Source organism: Intrasporangium flavum (genome assembly GCF_001956915.1).
Taxonomy (GTDB): Bacteria; Actinomycetota; Actinomycetes; order Actinomycetales; family Dermatophilaceae; genus Monashia; species Monashia flava.
This window is the reverse complement of sequence record NZ_MLJO01000021.1, coordinates 1-18,063: the sequence shown is the minus strand read 5'-3', so window position 1 is coordinate 18,063 and position 18,063 is coordinate 1. Positions and strand designations below refer to the sequence as shown.

General features: G+C 73.6%; 17 protein-coding genes. 14 read left to right on the top strand and 3 right to left on the bottom strand.

Annotation, left to right across the window (positions count from 1 at the left end; genetic code table 11):
- The first annotated feature begins 78 nt into the window (after positions 1–78).
- The 6 genes from BIV28_RS15240 (at position 79) to BIV28_RS15215 (ending at position 7,226) form a co-directional block, all read left to right on the top strand.
- Complete coding sequence (locus tag BIV28_RS15240; protein ID WP_076263242.1) at positions 79–1,185, top strand: ScyD/ScyE family protein; 1,107 nt, start codon at positions 79–81, stop codon at positions 1,183–1,185.
- A gap of 184 nt (positions 1,186–1,369) precedes the next feature.
- Positions 1,370–2,785 (top strand): glycerophosphoryl diester phosphodiesterase membrane domain-containing protein, encoded by a 1,416-nt coding sequence (locus BIV28_RS15235; protein ID WP_076263240.1) that lies wholly within the window; start codon positions 1,370–1,372, stop codon positions 2,783–2,785.
- Positions 2,782–3,450, top strand: coding sequence for a DUF4129 domain-containing protein (locus BIV28_RS15230; protein ID WP_083707388.1), 669 nt, complete (start codon positions 2,782–2,784; stop codon positions 3,448–3,450). The genes BIV28_RS15235 and BIV28_RS15230 overlap by 4 nt, the downstream gene beginning before the upstream one ends.
- A complete protein-coding gene (locus BIV28_RS15225; protein ID WP_076263239.1) occupies positions 3,447–4,829 on the top strand; it encodes a DUF4350 domain-containing protein in 1,383 nt (460 codons plus the stop codon). Before BIV28_RS15230 ends, BIV28_RS15225 begins: the two co-directional genes overlap by 4 nt.
- Positions 4,826–5,917: an AAA family ATPase gene (locus BIV28_RS15220; RefSeq protein ID WP_083707387.1), complete on the top strand. Its 1,092-nt coding sequence runs from the start codon at positions 4,826–4,828 to the stop codon at positions 5,915–5,917. The genes BIV28_RS15225 and BIV28_RS15220 overlap by 4 nt, the downstream gene beginning before the upstream one ends.
- 13 nt (positions 5,918–5,930) lie before the next feature.
- Entirely contained in the window at positions 5,931–7,226 is a 1,296-nt protein-coding gene (locus tag BIV28_RS15215) for a DUF58 domain-containing protein (RefSeq protein ID WP_076263237.1), read from the top strand.
- A 2-nt stretch (positions 7,227–7,228) separates the two neighbouring features.
- Here the strand turns inward: BIV28_RS15215 and BIV28_RS15210 are convergent, their stop codons facing one another.
- Positions 7,229–8,224 carry a stage II sporulation protein M gene (locus tag BIV28_RS15210; protein ID WP_076263235.1) on the bottom strand — a complete coding sequence of 332 codons (996 nt, stop codon included), beginning with the start codon at positions 8,222–8,224 and terminating at the stop codon, positions 7,229–7,231.
- 101 nt (positions 8,225–8,325) lie between these two features.
- On the opposite strand from BIV28_RS15210, the gene BIV28_RS15205 reads away from it, so the two are divergent.
- From BIV28_RS15205 to BIV28_RS15170, 8 genes are all read left to right on the top strand, one after another.
- Positions 8,326–9,156 (top strand): RDD family protein, encoded by an 831-nt coding sequence (locus BIV28_RS15205; protein ID WP_242653073.1) that lies wholly within the window; start codon positions 8,326–8,328, stop codon positions 9,154–9,156.
- A 194-nt stretch (positions 9,157–9,350) separates the two neighbouring features.
- Positions 9,351–10,256 carry an ABC transporter substrate-binding protein gene (locus BIV28_RS15200; RefSeq protein ID WP_076263232.1) on the top strand — a complete coding sequence of 302 codons (906 nt, stop codon included), beginning with the start codon at positions 9,351–9,353 and terminating at the stop codon, positions 10,254–10,256.
- A 10-nt stretch (positions 10,257–10,266) separates the two neighbouring features.
- Positions 10,267–11,259: an amino acid ABC transporter permease gene (locus BIV28_RS15195; protein ID WP_076263230.1), complete on the top strand. Its 993-nt coding sequence runs from the start codon at positions 10,267–10,269 to the stop codon at positions 11,257–11,259.
- Positions 11,259–12,158 carry an amino acid ABC transporter ATP-binding protein gene (locus BIV28_RS15190; protein ID WP_076263228.1) on the top strand — a complete coding sequence of 300 codons (900 nt, stop codon included), beginning with the start codon at positions 11,259–11,261 and terminating at the stop codon, positions 12,156–12,158. The genes BIV28_RS15195 and BIV28_RS15190 overlap by 1 nt, the downstream gene beginning before the upstream one ends.
- 147 nt (positions 12,159–12,305) lie before the next feature.
- Positions 12,306–13,625 carry a phenylacetate--CoA ligase PaaK gene (paaK, locus tag BIV28_RS15185; protein ID WP_076263356.1) on the top strand — a complete coding sequence of 440 codons (1,320 nt, stop codon included), beginning with the start codon at positions 12,306–12,308 and terminating at the stop codon, positions 13,623–13,625.
- 113 nt (positions 13,626–13,738) lie between these two features.
- A complete protein-coding gene (locus BIV28_RS15180) occupies positions 13,739–14,173 on the top strand; it encodes a nitroreductase/quinone reductase family protein (protein WP_076263226.1) in 435 nt (144 codons plus the stop codon).
- Positions 14,174–14,289: 116 nt separating this feature from the next.
- On the top strand, positions 14,290–14,844 hold the full coding sequence (locus BIV28_RS15175) for an LURP-one-related/scramblase family protein (protein WP_076263225.1): 555 nt from the start codon (positions 14,290–14,292) through the stop codon (positions 14,842–14,844).
- 59 nt (positions 14,845–14,903) lie between these two features.
- A complete protein-coding gene (locus BIV28_RS15170) occupies positions 14,904–15,707 on the top strand; it encodes a ribonuclease FAU-1 family protein (protein WP_083707386.1) in 804 nt (267 codons plus the stop codon).
- Between the two features lie 17 nt (positions 15,708–15,724).
- Here BIV28_RS15170 and BIV28_RS15165 read toward each other — a convergent pair whose 3' ends face one another.
- Positions 15,725–17,785 (bottom strand): galactose-binding domain-containing protein, encoded by a 2,061-nt coding sequence (locus BIV28_RS15165; RefSeq protein ID WP_076263223.1) that lies wholly within the window; start codon positions 17,783–17,785, stop codon positions 15,725–15,727.
- Positions 17,786–17,877: 92 nt separating this feature from the next.
- The coding region (locus BIV28_RS15160) for a hypothetical protein (RefSeq protein WP_207556017.1) at positions 17,878–18,063 on the bottom strand (186 nt) is incomplete at its 5' end.

The window sequence follows — 18,063 nt, the reverse complement described above, 5'->3', positions numbered from 1 at the left end:
AGGCACGACGTCGAGGACGCCGCGGGAGGCGGCGGGGGCTCGGGGGACGCCTTCCTACGACTGAACGAGGGGATTCACATGGGGATCAACGTCCGCCTGCGCACCGCCGCCGTCGTCGCGTGCGCGGTGACCGTCGCCGGTCTCGCCGGAACACCGGCCGCGTCCGGCGCGAGCCGCAACTGGGAGCGGAACCTGGGCTCGGCCGTGCTGCCGTTCAACGTGGCCGTCAACCAGCAGAAGGTCTACGTCGCTGACGGGTACAGCGGCACGGTCTCGCAGATCGGCGGGGGCACGGTCGTGTCGATGCCGGGCATGGACGTCTCCGGCATCGACCTGTCGGCCGACGGCCGGTCGATGGCGTGGACGTGGTCCAACAACGACCACAGCTCGACGGGCCTCACGGTCCGCACGAAGGGCCGGCCGGACGTCTCGGCCGACATCAGCGGCTACGAGCTGGCCCACAACCCGGACGGGTCGTCCACCTACGGCATCGTCGCCGGTGGCAACCCGTGCGCGGAGGCGATCCTCGGTGGCCTCACCGGCGGCCCCGCGACCTACCACGGCATCGTCGACAGCCACCCCTACTCGGTGGCGCGGTCCGGCTCGGGCTGGCTCGTCGCCGACGCCGGCGCCAACGCCGTCCTGCGCGTCGACGCCCAGGGCCACGTGTCGACGCTGAGCGTCCTTCCGGCACAGCCGGTCACGCTGACCCAGGCGATGGTCGACGGACTCGCGGCGAGCATGGGCGCTCCCGCAGGCTCCCTCGACTGCCTCGTCGGCGTCACCTATGCCTTCGAGCCGGTGCCGACCGACGTCGAGGTCGACAACCACGGGATGGTCTGGGTGTCGGTCCTGCCCGGTGGCCCCGAGGACCCGAGCCTCGGAGCCCGCGGTGCGGTGTACCGGATCAACCCGAGCACCGGTGCCGCCACGCGCGTCGCCGGCGGCTTCGCCGGCGCCACGAACCTCGCGGTCGCCGACGACGGCACGGTCTACGTGGCCGAGCTCTTCGGCGCCGGGATCTCGAAGATCTCGGGCGGTACGGTCAGCCCCGCCCGTTCCTTCCCGGGCGCGGTGTCGGTCGAGGTGCACGGCGGCTACCTCTACGTCGGCCAGCTGGGGAACGTCGACTTCGAGACGGGACAGGTCCTCGCGGACGGATCGGTGACCCGCTTCAAGCGCTGAGGCGCGCTCTCTTCGGGGACCGGCCCGTGACCCACCACGGGTCGCGGGCCGGTGCGTCGTCCACCGGTCGTGCCGTCCCGCCGCCGAGGCCGGACACGGACTCGTGACGATTGTGGATCTCCCACCACGGCAGGGCCCTCCGTCGGGGTACATTGCCGCGGACCGACAGGGAGGTTCGGAGACAGTGAGCGACCAACAGGGGTGGAGCGCTCCGGGGGCGTCGACGCCGCCCGGCGACCCGACCGGCGACACCACCGGCGACACCACCGGCGACACGGCCGGCACGGCCGATTCGTCCGGCGAGTCCGGCGCGTCCGGCACGCCGGGTGCCGCCTACCCGTCGCCGGCGTGGTGGGGCGAGCAGCCGACGTCAGGGTCGCACCCGACGCCGTCCGACGCCCCGGGCCCCCCGGCACCGGGATCGCCCGCATCACCTCCACCGGCAGCGGCCGCCTACCCGCCGCCCGGCGCGGCCGCCTACCCGCCGCCCGGTGGCACCGTCGGCCCGCCGCCGGTCCCGTCTGCCTACCCGCCGCCCTCGAGCAGCCCATTGCCGCAGGCGTCCGGCCCGGGACGCCCCGCACCGGTCCAGCCCCCGGGGTGGGTCCCTCCGCAGCTGGCCCCCAAGCCCGGCATCATCCCGCTCCGGCCGCTGTCCCTCGGCGAGATCTGGAGCGGCGTCATGACGGCGGTCCGGGGCAACCCGGGAGCCACCATCGGGCTGGCGCTCGTCACGACCACGGTCGTCCTCGTGCCCCTGACCCTCCTCGGCGTCTGGCTCGCCTCCACCCTCAGCGCCCAGGCGGCGAGCTTCGACTCGTTCGACCCCGCCCTCGACGTCTACTCCGCCGAGTCACGCGGCACCGCGGCGGCGCTCGGCGCCACCTTCGCCGCGTTCGTCCCCCAGCTCGCCATGTACGTCACGACGCTGCTGCTGCCGCTCTTCATGGCCGTCGTCATCGGCCAGGGTGTGCAGGGCCGGCGCATCGGGATCGGCGAGACGGTGCGCGCCGCCCGGGGGCGCATCCTGCCGGCCCTCGGCGTCGTCCTGCTCGTCGGGCTGGCCGCCACCGTCGTGGTGGGCGTGCTCGTCGGGATCGTCGTCGCCTTCTGGGTCGGCGCCGGCGACGGCGGCGGGGGCACCGCCGCCTTCATCACGTTCCTCGCCGTCGCCGGGTTCATCGCCCTCGCGATCCTGTTCGGCGTGCGGTGGGGCTTCGCCATGACGATCGTCGTGCTCGAGGGCGCCGGACCCACCCTCGCCCTGCGACGGTCGTGGACGCTCACCCGCCGGCGGGGCTTCTGGCGCATCTTCGGCATCCGGCTGCTCACCGGGATCATCGTCGCCATCGCCGGCTCGGTCATCACGACCCCGATCGGCTTCCTCGTCGGCTACCTCACCACCGACTCGCCGACGAGCACCGCCTGGGTGCTCGTGCTGCTGCAGGCCGGCAGCGTCCTCGTCCAGAGCGTCCTCACGACGCCGTTCACGGCGGGGGTCGACTCGCTGCTCTACGTCGACCAGCGCATCCGCTACGAGGGCCTCGACGTCGCGCTGCTCCAGCAGTCGCAGCAGGGCCGCGACGCGCAGGTCCCGTGACCCTCGCCGCGCTGCTGCCCACGAGCCCGCCGCTCGACCCCTCCGTCGAGGAGGCGCGCGCGTGGCTGGCCGGCGAGCTCGCGTCGCCGGCCTACGCCGACGACCGCAGCTGGCTCGACCGGTTCACCGACTGGCTCGACCAGCAGCTGTCGGGCGTCGGCGGCCACGCCTCGGCACCCGGCTGGGCGCTGCCGGTGGTGCTCGTCGTGCTGGCACTGGTCGTCGTCACGATCCTGCTCGTCGCGGTGCGGCGCTCTCCCACGGCGTCGCGCACCGGCGCGGCCGGCGGTGTCCTCGACGAGCCGCACCTCACCGCCGCCGACTACCGCATCCGGGCCGAGGCCGCTCTCGACCGCGGCGACGCCGCCACCGCCACGGCCGACGCGTTCCGCGCGGTCGCCGCGTCGGCCGCCGAACGCACCCTGCTCGACGACGTGCCGGGCCGCACGGCCCACGAGATCGGGGCCGCGCTCGCCGCGGTCTTCCCGGGCGAGGCCCGGGCCGTCCGGGGCTCCGCCGACCTGTTCGACCGCGTCGTCTACGGCCGGGTCCCCGTCGACGCCGCCGACGCGCGTGACGTGCTCGACCTGGACGCCCGCCTGCGGGCGACGCGTCCCGTGCTCGCCGCGAGCGCCGTCGCCACCGTGGGCGGTGGGGTCCGGTGAGCACCCCGTCGAGCGAGGCGCCCGCCACGACCGGCGTCTCCACGCCGTCCCCCACCCAGGCGCCCACAGGCGTCGCGGCCCCGGCAATGGCCGCCTGGAACACGACGGTGCCGCCGCGCGCGCCGCGCAGCCGGCGGCGGACCGTTGTCCGCCTCGTCGTGCTCGCGGTGGTCGCGGCCGTCGCGATCGGCCTGCTCGTCACCTTCGTCACCGGGCCGCGCGCCTCCGGCCTGCCCCTCGACCCCGACGACACCGGCCACGGTGGCGCCCGCGCCGTCGCCGAGGTGCTGCGCCGGCAGGGCGTCGACGTGTCGGTCGTCCGAAGCGTCGACGACCTGGAGCGGACCCTCGACGCCTCCGACGACCGGGCCGACTGGACCGTCGTGCTGACCGACGCCAGCTACCTCGGCCGGGGCGCCGCGCAGCGCCTGACCCTCGCGGTCGAGCAGACCCGCCGGTTCGTCCTCGTCGAGCCCGACGACGTCGAGCTCGACGACCTCGGCCTGCCGCTCACGGTCGTCGACAGCGGAGCCACGCCGCGCACGGCCGGCTGCACGTCCGACGTCGCCGACCCCACCGACCGGCTCACCGCGGCCTGGAGCAGCTACGGCCTGCTCGAGGGCCCGGACGCCCCGAGCGAGTCGAGCGGGTCGAGCGGGTCGGGCGCGTCGCCGCGCACGGCCGCCGGCGCGACGCTGTGCTTCCCCGGCGCCACCGACGGCTCGGACACCGCGGACGGCGAGCGCTCCGGGGCCCTGGTCGTGCTGCCCCGCGAGGGGGCGTCGCCCGAGACCGTCGTCCTCGGCTCCAAGCGGGCGGTGAGCAACGGCCAGGTGCTCGACGCCTCCCACGGCGCCCTGACCCTCCGCGCGTTCGGGCCCACCGCACACCTGCTCTGGTACGTGCCGGGCCTGTCCGACCTCGACGCCGCCGACCCGTCCGGTGAGCAGGTCGCCGACCCCGGCCGCGGCGTGCCCGACTGGCTCGGCCCCGCCGCCTGGCTCCTCGCGGCTGCCGTCATCGCCTTCGCGCTGGCCCGCGGACGTCGGCTCGGCCGCCTCGTCGTCGAGCCCCTGCCCGTCGTCGTCCGCGCCGCCGAGACCACCGAGGCCCGCGGCCGGCTCTACCACCGCGCCGCCGACCGGCCGCTCGCCGCGCGTGCCCTGCGCGTCGGCACCCGCACCCGGCTCGCCGACCGTCTCGGCCTGCCGCGCTCCACGCCCGGCACCGCCCTCGTCGACGCCGTCGCCCGGGCGTCCGGCACCCCCCGCCCCGACGTCGAGCAGCTGCTCGACGGGCCCGACCCGACCACCGACCGCGACCTGCTGCTGCTCGCGCAGCGGCTGGCCGACCTCGAGGAGAGCGTGCGAAACGCATGAGCCAGACCCCCGAACCCCAGACCGCCGAGGCCCCCGGCACCGCCGACGTCCCCGCCAGCGCGGCCCCGGACGCCACTCGCGTGCCCGACCCGAACCACGACGCCACGCCGCCCTCGCGCGACCCGTCCGACGACGCGTCCGACGCGGCGCGCCACGCCCTCAACGCGGTCCGGGCCGAGGTCGCCAAGGCCGTCGTCGGCCAGGACGCGGCGGTCAGCGCCGCCATCGTGGCGCTCCTCGCCCGCGGCCACCTGCTCCTCGAGGGCGTGCCCGGCGTCGCCAAGACGCTCCTCGTCCGGTCGCTCGCCGCCGCCCTCGACCTGACCACCAAGCGGGTCCAGTTCACGCCCGACCTCATGCCCGGCGACGTCACCGGCTCGCTCGTGCTCGACCCGCGCACGTCCGACTTCACCTTCCGCGAGGGCCCGGTCTTCACCAACCTGCTCCTCGCGGACGAGATCAACCGGACGCCGCCGAAGACCCAGTCGGCGATGCTCGAGGCGATGGAGGAGCGGCAGGTCAGCGTCGAGGGCCGCCCGCGCCCGCTGCCGACGCCCTTCCTCGTCGCCGCCACGCAGAACCCCGTCGAGTACGAGGGCACCTACCCGCTGCCCGAGGCGCAGCTGGACCGGTTCCTGCTCAAGGTGACGCTGCCGCTGCCGCCCCGCGAGGACGAGGTGGCCGTGCTCCGGCGGCACGCGTCGGGGTTCGACCCTCGCGACCTGTCGACGGCCGGCATCCGCGCCGTCGCGGGCCGGGCCGACCTCGAGGCCGGCGCCGAGGCCGTGCGCCGCGTGGAGGTCTCGCCCGAGATCGCCGGCTACATCGTCGACATCGCCCGCGCCACGCGCACCTCGCCGTCGATCTCGCTCGGCGTCAGCCCGCGCGGTGCCACGGCGCTGCTGGCCACGAGCCGGGCCTGGGCCTGGCTCAACGGTCGGTGGTTCGTCACGCCCGACGACGTCAAGGCCCTCGCGCACGCCACCCTCGCTCACCGTCTCGCCCTCCGTCCGGAGGCCGAGCTCGAGGGCGTCAGCATCGCCGCCGTCCTCGACAGCGCCCTCGCGTCCGTCCCCGTTCCCCGGTGACCGGAGCCGACCGATGGTCGTGACGACGCGTGCCGCGTGGGCGCTGCTCGCCGGTGCGGTCCTGCTCGTGTGGTGGCCGACGACCGGCACCGTGGCGCTGTGGGTCCTCGCCGTCGCCGTGCTCGTGGCGGTCGACGCCGCGCTGGCACCGTCGCCTCGTCGCCTCGGCCTCGAGCGCACCGGCCCGGCGCAGGTGCGCCTCGGCGAGTCCGTGGCCACCGACCTGCTCGTCACCAACCCCGGGCGCCGCACCGTGCGCGGCCTGCTGCGCGACGCCTGGCCGCCCTCCGCGGGTGCGGCGCCCGACCGGCACCCGCTGCGTGTCCCCGGCGGCGAGCGCGTCCGCGTCCGCACGCCCCTGCGCCCGACGCGTCGGGGAGACCGGGTCGCCGACCGCGTCACCGTGCGCTCCCTGGGGCCGCTCGGCCTCGCCGGCCGGCAGCACTCGACCGCGGTACCCGGCGCCGTCCGCGTGCTGCACCCGTTCCCGTCGCGGCGCCACCTGCCGAGCCGGCTCTCGCGCCTGCGCGAGATCGACGGCCGCTCGGCCGTGCGCCGCCGGGGCCAGGGCACCGAGTTCGACTCGCTGCGCGACTACGTCGAGGGCGACGACGTCCGCTCGATCGACTGGCGGGCCACGGCGCGACGGCGCTCGGTCGTCGTGCGCACGTGGCAGCCCGAGCAGCACCGGCACGTCGTCATCGTCGTCGACACCTCGCGCACGAGCGCCGGCCGCGTCGGAGACGTGCCACGCCTCGACGCCGCCATGGACGCCGCGCTGCTGCTGACGGCCCTCGCGAGCCGGGCCCACGACCGCGTCGACGTCGTCGCCGGCGACCAGGTGGTGCGGGTGCGCGTCGGCGGGTCTGCCGACCGGGGCACGCTGCTCGCCGACGTCGTGTCGGCGCTGGCGCCGGTCGACGCCTCGCTCGTCGAGGCCGACTGGACCGCGCTCGTGTCGGGCCTCATCGGCCGCGGGCACCACCGCGCGCTCGTCGTGCTCCTGACGCCCCTCGAGCCCGCGGCGGTCGAGGAGGGCCTCTTCCCGGTGCTGCCCACGCTCGTCTCGCGCCACCGGGTCGTCGTCGCGAGCGTCTCGGACCCCGCCGTGACCGCCCTGCGGCTCGCCCGGGGCTCGGCGCAGGAGGCCTACGGGGCCGCGGCCGCCGAGCGCACGGCGGCCCAGCGCCGCCGTGTCGCCGAGGCCCTGGGGCGGATGGGGGTCGACGTCATCGACGCTGACGCCGACGCGCTCCCGCCCCGCCTGGCCGACCACTACCTCCGGCTCAAGAGCGAGGGCCTGCTCTGACCTCAGCCGACCACGGGCGCGGCGTCGCCGGCCACGTGGCCCGCGACGTCGCCGGTCGCGCCGGCACGGTGGGCCCGCCGCCCGACGACGAAGACGTAGACGAGGAAGGCGCCCCAGGCGACGAGGCCGATGGCGATCCGCGCGGCGGTGGGCAGCCCCGAGGGCGTGACGAAGCCCTCGATGAGGCCGCTGACGAGGAGTACGACGACGAGCCCGAGCGCGATGCCGACGACCTGGCGACCGGTCCGTGCGAAGGACGCCGAGCGCGACAGCGGCCCCGGGTCGACCCACGACCAGAAGAGGCGCAGCCCCGCGCCGCCCGCGACGAAGACCGCGGTCAGCTCGAGCAGCCCGTGCGGCAGGATCAGGCCGAAGAAGAGCGACGCGCGGTCGTGGCTGACCATGAGCGCCGCGACGACGCCGAGGTTGACGACGTTCTGCCACAGCACGTAGAGCACCGGCAGGCCGAGCGCTCCGAAGGCGATGCACTGGGCCGCGACCCACGCGTTGTTGACCCACACCTGCGTCGCGAACTCGTGGTGGGCGAACTCGCTGTAGTACCCGGCGAAGTCGGTGTCGACGTACGCGCGGATCTGCTCGGCCGACAGCTGCGAGGTGTAGAGCTCGGGATGGGCGAGGGTCCACGCCGTGACGAGCGCGGCGAGGACGACGCTGGCCACGAGCGTCGACACCCACCAGCGCCGGAGGTCGTAGAGACCGGCGGGGAAGGTGCTGCGGAAGAAGGTGAGGACGCCCGACCAGGTCGACGCGTGACGCCCGGCGAGCGAGAGCCGCGCCCGCGTCAGCAGCATCGACAGGTGGCGCACGAGCGCCGGGTCGGGGGCGGTCGAGCGCACCTGCGACAGGTGCGTCGAGACCCGCTCGTAGAGGTCGAGCAGCTCGTCGGCCTCGGCGCCCGAGAGGCGACGCTGCTTGCTCAGCGCGTCGAGGCGCGCCCACTGCTCGTGGTGCGCGGTGACGAGCGCGTCGACGTTCACGGCGTCACCCTAACCGCGGGCGAGGGGCGGCGGGCCGTGTCGGTCCACAGCCGTCCGCGTCCGGCCTCGGACGGGGCGTCCCGCGGGTTACCCTGCCTCCCGTGACGGCCAACGCGCGCAGTGCGCCCGCGCCCTACCGGGGGTACGCGGCCCAGGAGTCGGTGACCGGCGAGGGCGTGGCCCTCGAGCTGCCGGTCGCCAACATCGGCTCGCGCATGGTGTCGGGGCTCATCGACCTCGTCGTCAACGGCCTGGCCTGCTGGGGGCTCATTGTCGCCGCGATCGCCCTCACCCAGGGCACGTCCGAGGCCGTGGCCCGCACCGCGATGATCGTCGTCATCGTCGGCGTCCTCGTCGGGGTGCCCGCCACCACCGAGGCGCTGACCCGGGGCCGGACCCTCGGCAAGCTCGCCATGGGGCTGCGCGTCGTCCGTGACGACGGCGGGCCGGTGTCCTCGCGGCACACCATCACCCGCGCCCTCGTCGGCTGGCCCGAGATCTACCTGACCACCGGCGTCGCCGCGGCCATCGCCGCCCTGTCCAGCTCGCGCGTCAAGCGGCTCGGCGACCAGGCGGCCGGCACGTACGTCGTGTCCGAGCGAAGCCGCCTGCAGCTGCCGCCGCCCCCGAGCATGCCGGCCGAGCTCGAGGCCTGGGCCGCCCACGCCGACATCGCCGCCCTCGACCCCGGTCTCGCCACCGCGCTGCGCCAGTTCCTCCCCCGCGCAACCTCGTTCGCGCCCGAGGCCCGCGACGCGCACGGACGCCAGCTGCTCGGGCGCGTCCTCGTCTCCGTCGCGCCCCCGCCGCCGCCCGGCCACCACCCCGAGATCGTCCTGCGCGCCGTCGCCGCCGAGCGCTACCGGCGCGACCTGACCCGCATCGCCCGCGACCAGCGGCTCCGCGACGCGGTGCTGCCCCGCGAGCGCTGACCCGCCGGGCCCCGCCCGCGCCCGACCTGCGGCGACTCGTGCCGTGCCACCCCTGATGGGCGTGACGCTGGCCACCTAACGGTTCGGTGTATCCGGTGTCGACGTCCAGCGATAGGTGGCAGTATCGGCCAGACCCAGCCAGTGCGTCGTCGCGCCGGCTCGACCGCTGCATCGCCCGGAAGGACCCCACCAGCATGCGCCGCATGTCCCTCATCGCCGTCACCGGCGGAATCGCCCTCGGTCTCACGCTCTCCGCATGCGGCTCCGACTCGCTCTCACCGGGCGGCGGCCAGTCGTCCGCTCCGGCCGCGGCCCCGACGACCGGCAAGGCTGACCCGGCCCTCGTCGCGAAGCTGCCCGCCAAGATCAAGTCGGCCGGCAAGATCGTCGTCGGCATCGACCCCACCTACGCCCCCAACGAGATGCTCGCGGCCGACGGCAAGACCGTCGACGGGTGGGACCCGGCCCTCTTCAACGCCGTCGCGGCGAAGTTCGGCGTGACCGTCGACTACCAGCCCTCGAAGTTCGACGCCATCATCCTCGGCGTCGACAGCGGCAAGTACGACGTCGGTGTCTCGTCGTTCTCGATCAACCCCGACCGCAAGGCCAAGGTCAACATGGTCAGCTACTACACGGCCGGCACGCTGTGGGTCGGGCAGAAGGGCAACCCGAAGGGCATCAACCCCGACGACGCCTGCGGCAAGAACATCGGCGTGCAGAACGGCACGACGCAGTTCGACGACATCACGGCCCGCAGCAAGGCGTGCACGGGAGCCGGCAAGCCCGCGATCAACATCCTGCCGCACGACGGCCAGGACGAGGTCACCGCCGACGTCGTCTCCGGCAAGGTCGACGCCATGCTCGCCGACTCCCCGATCGGCCTCTACGCCATCAAGCAGACCGGCGACAAGCTCGCCGAGATCGGCAAGGTCTACGACTCGGCGCCCTACGGCTACGTCGTGCCCAAGGCCGAGACCGACTTCGCCCAGGCCCTCGTCGACGCGCTCAAGGCCGCCAAGACCGACGGCAGCTACGACGCGGCGCTGAAGCAGTGGGGTGTCGAGTCGGGCGGGATCACCGACTTCGCGCTCAACCCGTGAGCCGCGGCCGATGAGCGCCAGCACCGACACCACGACCGTCGCTCGCGACCCCTCATCCGAACGGCCGGGCCTGATCCAGGCCCGGCCGGTCCGGCATCCCTGGCGGTGGGTCGCCGTCGTCGTCATCGCCGTGCTCGTGGCGATGATGATCAGCTCCTTCGTGACCAACGAGCGGTGGAACTTCCCGTTCGCCCTCAAGATCATGAACCAGAACCCGGTGCTCGAGGGGCTCATCAAGGGCACCATCGTCGGCACCGTCGGGGCCATGGTCATCGGCGTGCTCGGCGGCATCCTGCTCGCGGTGATGCGCCTGTCGAGCAACCCGGTGCTGCGGGCCGTGTCGTTCGTCTACACGTGGTTCTTCCGGGCCATCCCCCGCTACGTGCTGCTCAGCATGATCGGCGTCGGCGTGCCCTACCTCTACAACACGCTCGACCTCGGTGTGCCGTTCGGCCAGCAGCTCGCATCGCTGCTCGGCCTCTCGAGCTCGTTCACGTTCTTCAGCCTCGACCTCAACGCCTTCTCGAGCACGCTGCTCGCGGGCATCGTCGGCCTCGGCCTGTCCGAGGCCGCCTACATGGCCGAGATCGCCCGCGCCGGCATCATCTCGGTCGACAAGGGCCAGGGTGAGGCGGCTGCGGCGCTCGGCATGAACAACGGCCAGACGATGCGCCGGATCGTGCTGCCCCAGGCGATGCGGGTCATCGTGCCGCCCACGGGCAACGAGACGATCGCGATGGTCAAGGACACCTCGCTGTTGACGGCCATCCCGGTCATCACCGAGCTCTTCTACCAGACCCGGATCATCGGCACCCGCACGCTCGAGATCATGGCCTCCTACGTGGCGGCGACGGCCTGGTACCTCATCGTCTGCTCCGTCCTCATGGTCGGCCAGTACTACCTCGAGCGGTACTTCGGCCGCGGCTTCGGGCAGACCCGTGGCCAGGCCCGCAAGGCGCAGCAGCAGCGCGGCGCCCGTCCCGCCGGCATGGGAGGTGCCTGATGACCGAGGTGTCCAGCAGGTCGCGCACGGGTGAGGAGCAGCCGCTCGTCCGGGCCCTCAACGTCATGAAGAGCTTCCACGGCAACGAGGTGCTCAAGGGCATCGACCTCAACGTCCACCGGGGCGAGGTCGTCGTGCTGCTCGGGCCGTCGGGGTCGGGCAAGACGACCTTCCTGCGGTGCATCAACCAGCTCGAGTCGATCGACGGCGGCCGCATCTGGGTCGACGGCGACCTCGTCGGCTACCGCGAGCAGGGCGGGCACCTGCACCACCTGACCGACAAGCAGGTCGCGGCCCAGCGCCGCGAGATCGGGATGGTGTTCCAGCGCTTCAACCTGTTCCCGCACAAGACGGCGATCGAGAACATCATGGAGGCGCCGACGCAGGTCAAGGGCGTCGGCCGCAAGCAGGCTCGTGAGCGCGCGCTCGCGCTGCTCGCCCAGGTCGGGCTCGGCGACAAGCCCAACGCCTACCCGGGCGCGCTGTCCGGCGGCCAGCAGCAGAGGGTCGCCATCGCCCGGGCCCTGGCCATGGAGCCGAAGCTCATGCTCTTCGACGAGCCCACCTCGGCCCTCGACCCCGAGCTCGTCGGCGAGGTGCTGCGCGTCATGCGCGAGCTCGCCGAGGGCGGCATGACGATGATCGTCGTGACGCACGAGATGGGCTTCGCCCGCGACGTCGCCGACCACGTCGTCTTCATGGACGGCGGGATCGTCGTCGAGGAGGGCAAGCCGGCCGACGTCATCAACAACCCGCAGCACGAGCGCACGAAGTCCTTCCTGCGCCGGATGCGCCAGGAGGAGCAGGAGATGGAGGAGGCCCGGATGGGCGCTCCCACCAGCACCGCGAGCGACGCCGCCGCGTCGGACACCCCGTCCGTCACGTCGCCCGACGCCTGACGCCTGACGCGTCACCCCACCCGACGCGTCACCCCGCTCGACACCGCAACACACCGAGCAGTTGCCAACCCGACACGGTTATTCCATGCGGAGCTGGCAGCTACTCGGTGTGTTCGTGGTTTCGGAGGGTGGGTGAGAATGGGCGGCATGACGACGGAGTCAGCCGAGCGCCGCCCTGCCCTGCCGGACCACGAGATCCCGACCCTGTCGGTCGACGAGCTGCGCGCCGTCCAGCTCGAACGGCTCCAGGCGTCGGTGCGGCACGCGTACGAGAACGTCGCGCACTACCGGAAGGCGTTCGAGGACAAGGGGATCCACCCCGACGACGTCCGCGGTCTCGACGACCTGCGGCACCTGCCCTTCACGGCCAAGTCCGACCTGCGCGCCAACTACCCGTTCGGGATGTTCGCCGTGCCGCGCGAGCAGGTCGTCCGCGTCCACGCCAGCTCGGGCACGACGGGCCGCCCCACCGTCGTCGGCTACACGCGTCGCGACATCGACACGTGGGCCGACCTCGTGGCGCGCTCGATCCGGCTCGCCGGCGGCCACCCGGGCGACGTCGTGCACGTCGCCTACGGCTACGGCCTGTTCACCGGCGGCCTCGGCGCGCACTACGGCGTCGAGCGCCTCGGGGCCACCGTCGTGCCGGTGAGCGGCGGCATGACCGAGCGGCAGGTCCAGCTGATCCAGGACTTCGGCCCGCGCGTCATCATGGTCACCCCCTCCTACTTCCTGTCCCTGCTCGACGAGATGGAGCGCGCCGGCCTCGACCCCGCCGCGACGAGCCTGGAGGTCGGCATCTTCGGTGCCGAGCCGTGGACCGAGTCGATGCGCCAGGAGATCGAGCGCCGCACCGGCATGGACGCCGTCGACATCTACGGCCTGTCGGAGGTCATGGGCCCGGGCGTCGCGCAGGAGGCCGCGACGACCAAGGACGGGCTGCACGTCTGGGAGGACCACTTCTACCCCGAGGTCATCGACCCGGTCACCGAGGAGGTGCTGCCCGACGGCGAGCTCGGCGAGCTCGTCTTCACGTCGCTGACCAAGGAGGCGATGCCGGTGCTGCGCTACCGCACCCGCGACCTGACGCGCCTGCTGCCCGGCACGGCCGTGCCCTCGATGCGACGCATGCAGAAGGTCACCGGGCGCACCGACGACATGATGATCATCCGCGGCGTCAACGTCTTCCCGACGCAGATCGAGGAGCACGTGCTCGCCGAGCCCGGGCTCTCGCCGTACTTCCAGTGCGTCCTGACCCAGCCGGGCCGGATGGTCGAGCTGACGGTCCTCGTCGAGCCGCTCGAGCGACTGTCCGACGACGCGTCCGGCGAGGTCGCGCGCCGCCTCGAGCACGCGGTCAAGACGCACGTCGGGGTGACGTGCCGGGTGCAGGTGCGCGCGCCCGGTTCGATCGAGCGGTCGGTCGGCAAGGCCCGCCGCATCGTCGACGAGCGCCCGAAGGGCTGAGCCCCGGCACGTCGTCCTCCTTTCGAAGGTGCTTCCGAGGTCGGGGTGCTTGACTCGGGTCGAGAGGGGTCCGGGTCGGCCCGGACGCCCACCGTCGAGCGAGCGAGGGACCCATGGCATCGATCGGCCAGCGTCTGTGGAAGGCGGGCAACACCGCGTCGGTCTGGTTCTACCGCCGCACCGGCGGCAGGGTCGGGGGGCGCGTCCGTGGCGTGCCGGTGCTGCTGCTGACCGTCGCCGGTCGCCGGACGGGGGCGCAGCACACGACGCCGGTCGGCTACTTCGAACGCGAGGGCTCCTACTACGTGGCCGCCTCGGCGGGTGGGCGGCCGGAGGAGCCGCAGTGGGTCCGCAACCTGCGCGCCGCCACCCACGCGTCGGTCCAGATCGGCCGGGTGCACCACGACGTGACGGTCGACGTGCTGCACGGCGCCGACCGCGACGCCGCCTGGGAGGACGTGGTCGTGGCCAGGGCGCCGTTCTTCGCCGCCTACGAGGAGAAGGCCGGCCGCGTCATCCCCGTCGTGAGGCTGACGCCCACCTCCTGAGTGCGGCACGTCACGGTGTCACGGCTGCACCTCACTCGGATCGAGGGGTGACACCCGGCCCGCCGCCCGGTGTCCTGAGGGGCGTCCGAGGAAGAGTCGGCGCCGAGGAGGCAGCCATGGCACTGGGAGACCGGCGGCGAGAGCGCCGCGAGGAACGTCGCGACGAGCGGCGAGGAGTCGGCAGGACCACCTACCGGATGCGCCAGAAGCTCGTCGCGATCGGCGACGACTCCTGGATCGAGGACGAGCAGGGCAGACGCGCGTTCAAGGTCAACGGCAAGGCCATGCGGATCCGCGACACCCTCATCTTCGAGGACGCGGCGGGCAACGAGCTGCTCAAGCTGCAGGAGCGCAAGCTGCGGGTGCGCGACACCATGACCATCGAGGACCCGTCCGGGCGGACCGTCGCGACGGTCAAGAAGGCCATGATCAGCCCGCTGCGCGAGCGGTTCAGCGTCGACGTCGCGGACGGCGAGGACATGGACGTCCAGGGCAACATCGTCGACCACGAGTACCGCATCAGCCAGGGCGGCGACGAGGTCGCCGAGGTGTCGAAGAAGTGGTTCCGGGTCGCGGACACCTACGGCGTCGAGGTGGTGGACGGCAGGAACGTCGTGCTGATCCTGGCCGTGACGGCGGTCATCGACAGCATGACGCACGACGTCGGCTGAGGGCGCGTCGCGGGGGCGTGGGTCCCGGCGGCCGGTCGGTCCTTCCGTAGGGTGGCCGGGTGCCCGAGGTCCTGCCGATGCCCGACGCCCCACCGCCCACCGAGGCGCCCGTCCCGGCGCCGTACGCCGTGAGCGTCCCCGACGACGCACGTCTGCTCGGGACGCCGCCCTTCCTGGCCCCCGGCGAGGTCGTCATGTGGCGCTACCGCGACTACGCCTGGGCGCCGGGCCGGCCCGAGACGGTGTCGCCGATGCGCGTCGTGCGCGACGACGAGCGCGGCCTCGTGGCCTGGCTCGCGCCCGGCACCCCGCAGCTGACGAAGCGGTACGCCGACGGATCGGACCTGCGGGACGTGCCGCTCGGCGACAGGTACGTGCGCGAGCCCCACCGGGTGCAGGCGCGCTCCCGGTGGCGGGGCGCCGGCATCCTGCGCGTGGCACCGGCCGGCAGCCCGTGGTCGGTGTGGCTGTTCTGGGACGTCCCGGAGGGACACGAACCCGCCAACCCGGCCGCCCACGACGCCTGGGAGTTCGCCGGCTGGTACGTCAACCTCGAGACGGTGCACCGTCGCGCGGGGCACGACACGTTCACCGGCGACCACGTGCTCGACCTGTGGATCGAGGCCGACGGCACCGTCCACGTCAAGGACGCCGACGAGCTCGTGGAGGCCGAGCGGGCCGGCCGCCTCACCGCCGAGCAGGCTGCCGCGATCCGGCTCAATGCCGAGCACGGCCGCGCGTCGTTCCTCGCGGGCGACTGGCCGTTCGACGACGCGTGGACGCGATGGCGTCCGGACGCGACGTGGACAACGCCCGACCTGAGCACCGACGAGCGCTGGGACGTCGACCTGCTGGACGTCTGAGGGCGGCGGGCGTCGGCTCAGGTCGCCTGGACTCCGACCTGCCACAGCGAGTACCCGTAGGAGGTCGCCCGCTGGATGCCGACGACGCGGACGTACCGCGCCGTCGTCGGCGTGAACGCGAGCACGTCGAGGCCGCCGTCGGCGCCGGAGCGGCTCGCGACGGTGCGCCACGTCGTGCCGTCGGTCGACACGTCGACGCGGTAGGCGCGGGCGTACGCCGACTCCCAGTCGAGGACGACGCGTCCCACCTGACGCGCCGAGCCGAGGTCGACCTGCCACCACTGGTCATCGCTCCAGCGGCTGGCCCACCGGGTGTCGCCGCGCCCGTCGACGGCCCGCGGTGCGCGGTAGTCGGTGAGCAGGTCCCACTGGTAGCTGCTCGCCGTCGCGGGGCGCCCGGCGGCGAGGTCGGCCGGCGGCGTCCACGACTGGGCTCCGGCCGCCGTGCGCAGGTACGACTCGGCGCCGCGGGCCAGCTCGTCGACGACCTGCTGGCCGCCGATGAGACGCAGGTCCTCGACCCAGTCGGGGATGAGGCCGTACATCGGCACGCCGTCGCGGTTGTAGTCCCAGGTGCGCTCACCGGTCACCTGCCGGTCGGCGGTGGCGCCGCCGAGCGTCGTGAAGGGGTAGGTCACCGTCGAGCCCGCACGCGGTGCCGGCGTGCCGCCGAAGCCGTTCATGTCCATGCCGTAGCCGTAGCCGACGCCGTACTTCGCGCGGAGCGCCTCGTCGGCCTTCATCGTGTCGACGAACTCGCCGGCGTCGTGGCCGTACTGGGCGACGAACCCGCCGAGCCGGTAGATGCGCTCGGTCAGGTGGGTGTCCATCCACGAGTGCGACGACACGACGCCGGGGTAGTGCGCCGCCTCGAGCAGGTCGAGGGTGCGGGCCGCGGCCTTGACGCTCATGTGGTCGACCTCGACGACCATGCCGCGCTTCATCATCCCGTCGAGGGCGTACTCGCCGAGGGACGAGAGGCCGCGCGGGTTGCAGTGCGGTCCGGGCGGGTAGACGGGCGCCACGAGCCCGCCGGGCAGGAACGGCGCGAGGTCCTTCGGGATGACGGCGGTGGCGATCGTGTGGTCGTGCAGCTCGGTGCGGCACGGCTCGGTCTGCCACCACTGCCCGGTGTTGAGGAAGTTGCCGAGGTTGACGATGACGCCTTGGGTGCCCTCGTCGAAGCGGACGCCGCACAGGGCGTTGTCGAACTTGTGGCACAGGAACATCGAGCGGACACCGAGGTCGTGCAGCTCGGTGAGGCCGGCGTCGATCTGCGCCCTGGTGCACCCCGGGACGCCGAGGGTGAGCTTGCATCCGAACGGGTTGCTCACCTCGACCCCGAGGATCACGGCGAGCTTGCCCTGCGCGACGTACCGGCGGGCCTCCTCGGCCGAGTAGGCGATGCGGAACCAGCCCTTGCCGGTGCCGCCGTACCGGGCGTCGACGAAGGCCTCGAGCTTCTTGGTCTCGGCGATCTGCCGCCGCACCGTGTCCATGTCGTCGCAGGAGTAGCGGTTGACCTGGGTGGGCAGGCTGCACAGCACGTTGTTGTTGACGGCGTCGGCGACCATGATCCGCTCGCCGCCGCGCCAGGCCCGCTCGACCCACCGGTAGTACATCTGCTGGTGGGTCAGGCTGCTCCACTTCGGCCAGTCGTGGAAGGTGGGCCAGCCGACGGGGTCGTGCGTGGCGAGCGGGTTGCCGCCCTCCTTGTTCGTGAGGTTCTCGATGAGGGCGGCCTGGCCGTTCGGGTAGTGGTTGTCGCAGTCCTCCAGCGCCTCGCCGATCCCGGCCGTGCTGAAGGTCGCCCCGCACACGATGTCGCCGCCGAAGCCGACGTCGGACATGAGGTGGGTGTGGGCGTCCACGTAGCCGCGCACGGTGCCGTCGGGCTGAGTGCCGCTCAGGGGTGGGCCGGTGACGTCGACCTGGGAGTCGGGGCTCTGTGGGTCGACCGGCTCGTACCAGGCGCCGGAGGCGGCGGCGGGCGCGAGGCCCGCTGCCGCGACGACGGCGGCCGCGGCCGCGAGCGCGACCAAGGGCCGACGGATGGACCGGTTCCAGCGCTTCGCCATCGAAGCCTCCCCGAGGGGTGAGGGTGCCGTGTGGTCGGGAAGTTACCAGCGGTAAGGCGACGGCGCGCGGCGAGACGATCCGGCCCTCGGCGTCACGAGGCGACCGTCAGCAGCACCCAGGCGGCCGCGACCCCCGTGGTCCGCGGGTTCGGCGCGATCTCCGAGGTCCCCGGCGGGACGGGCGGGAGGTCCACCACGGTCTCGGCGCCGTCGCACGGGATCGTCGCCGACGCGACGGGGTCGCCGAGCATCGGCTCCGACGGGGCACCCTCGGCCGC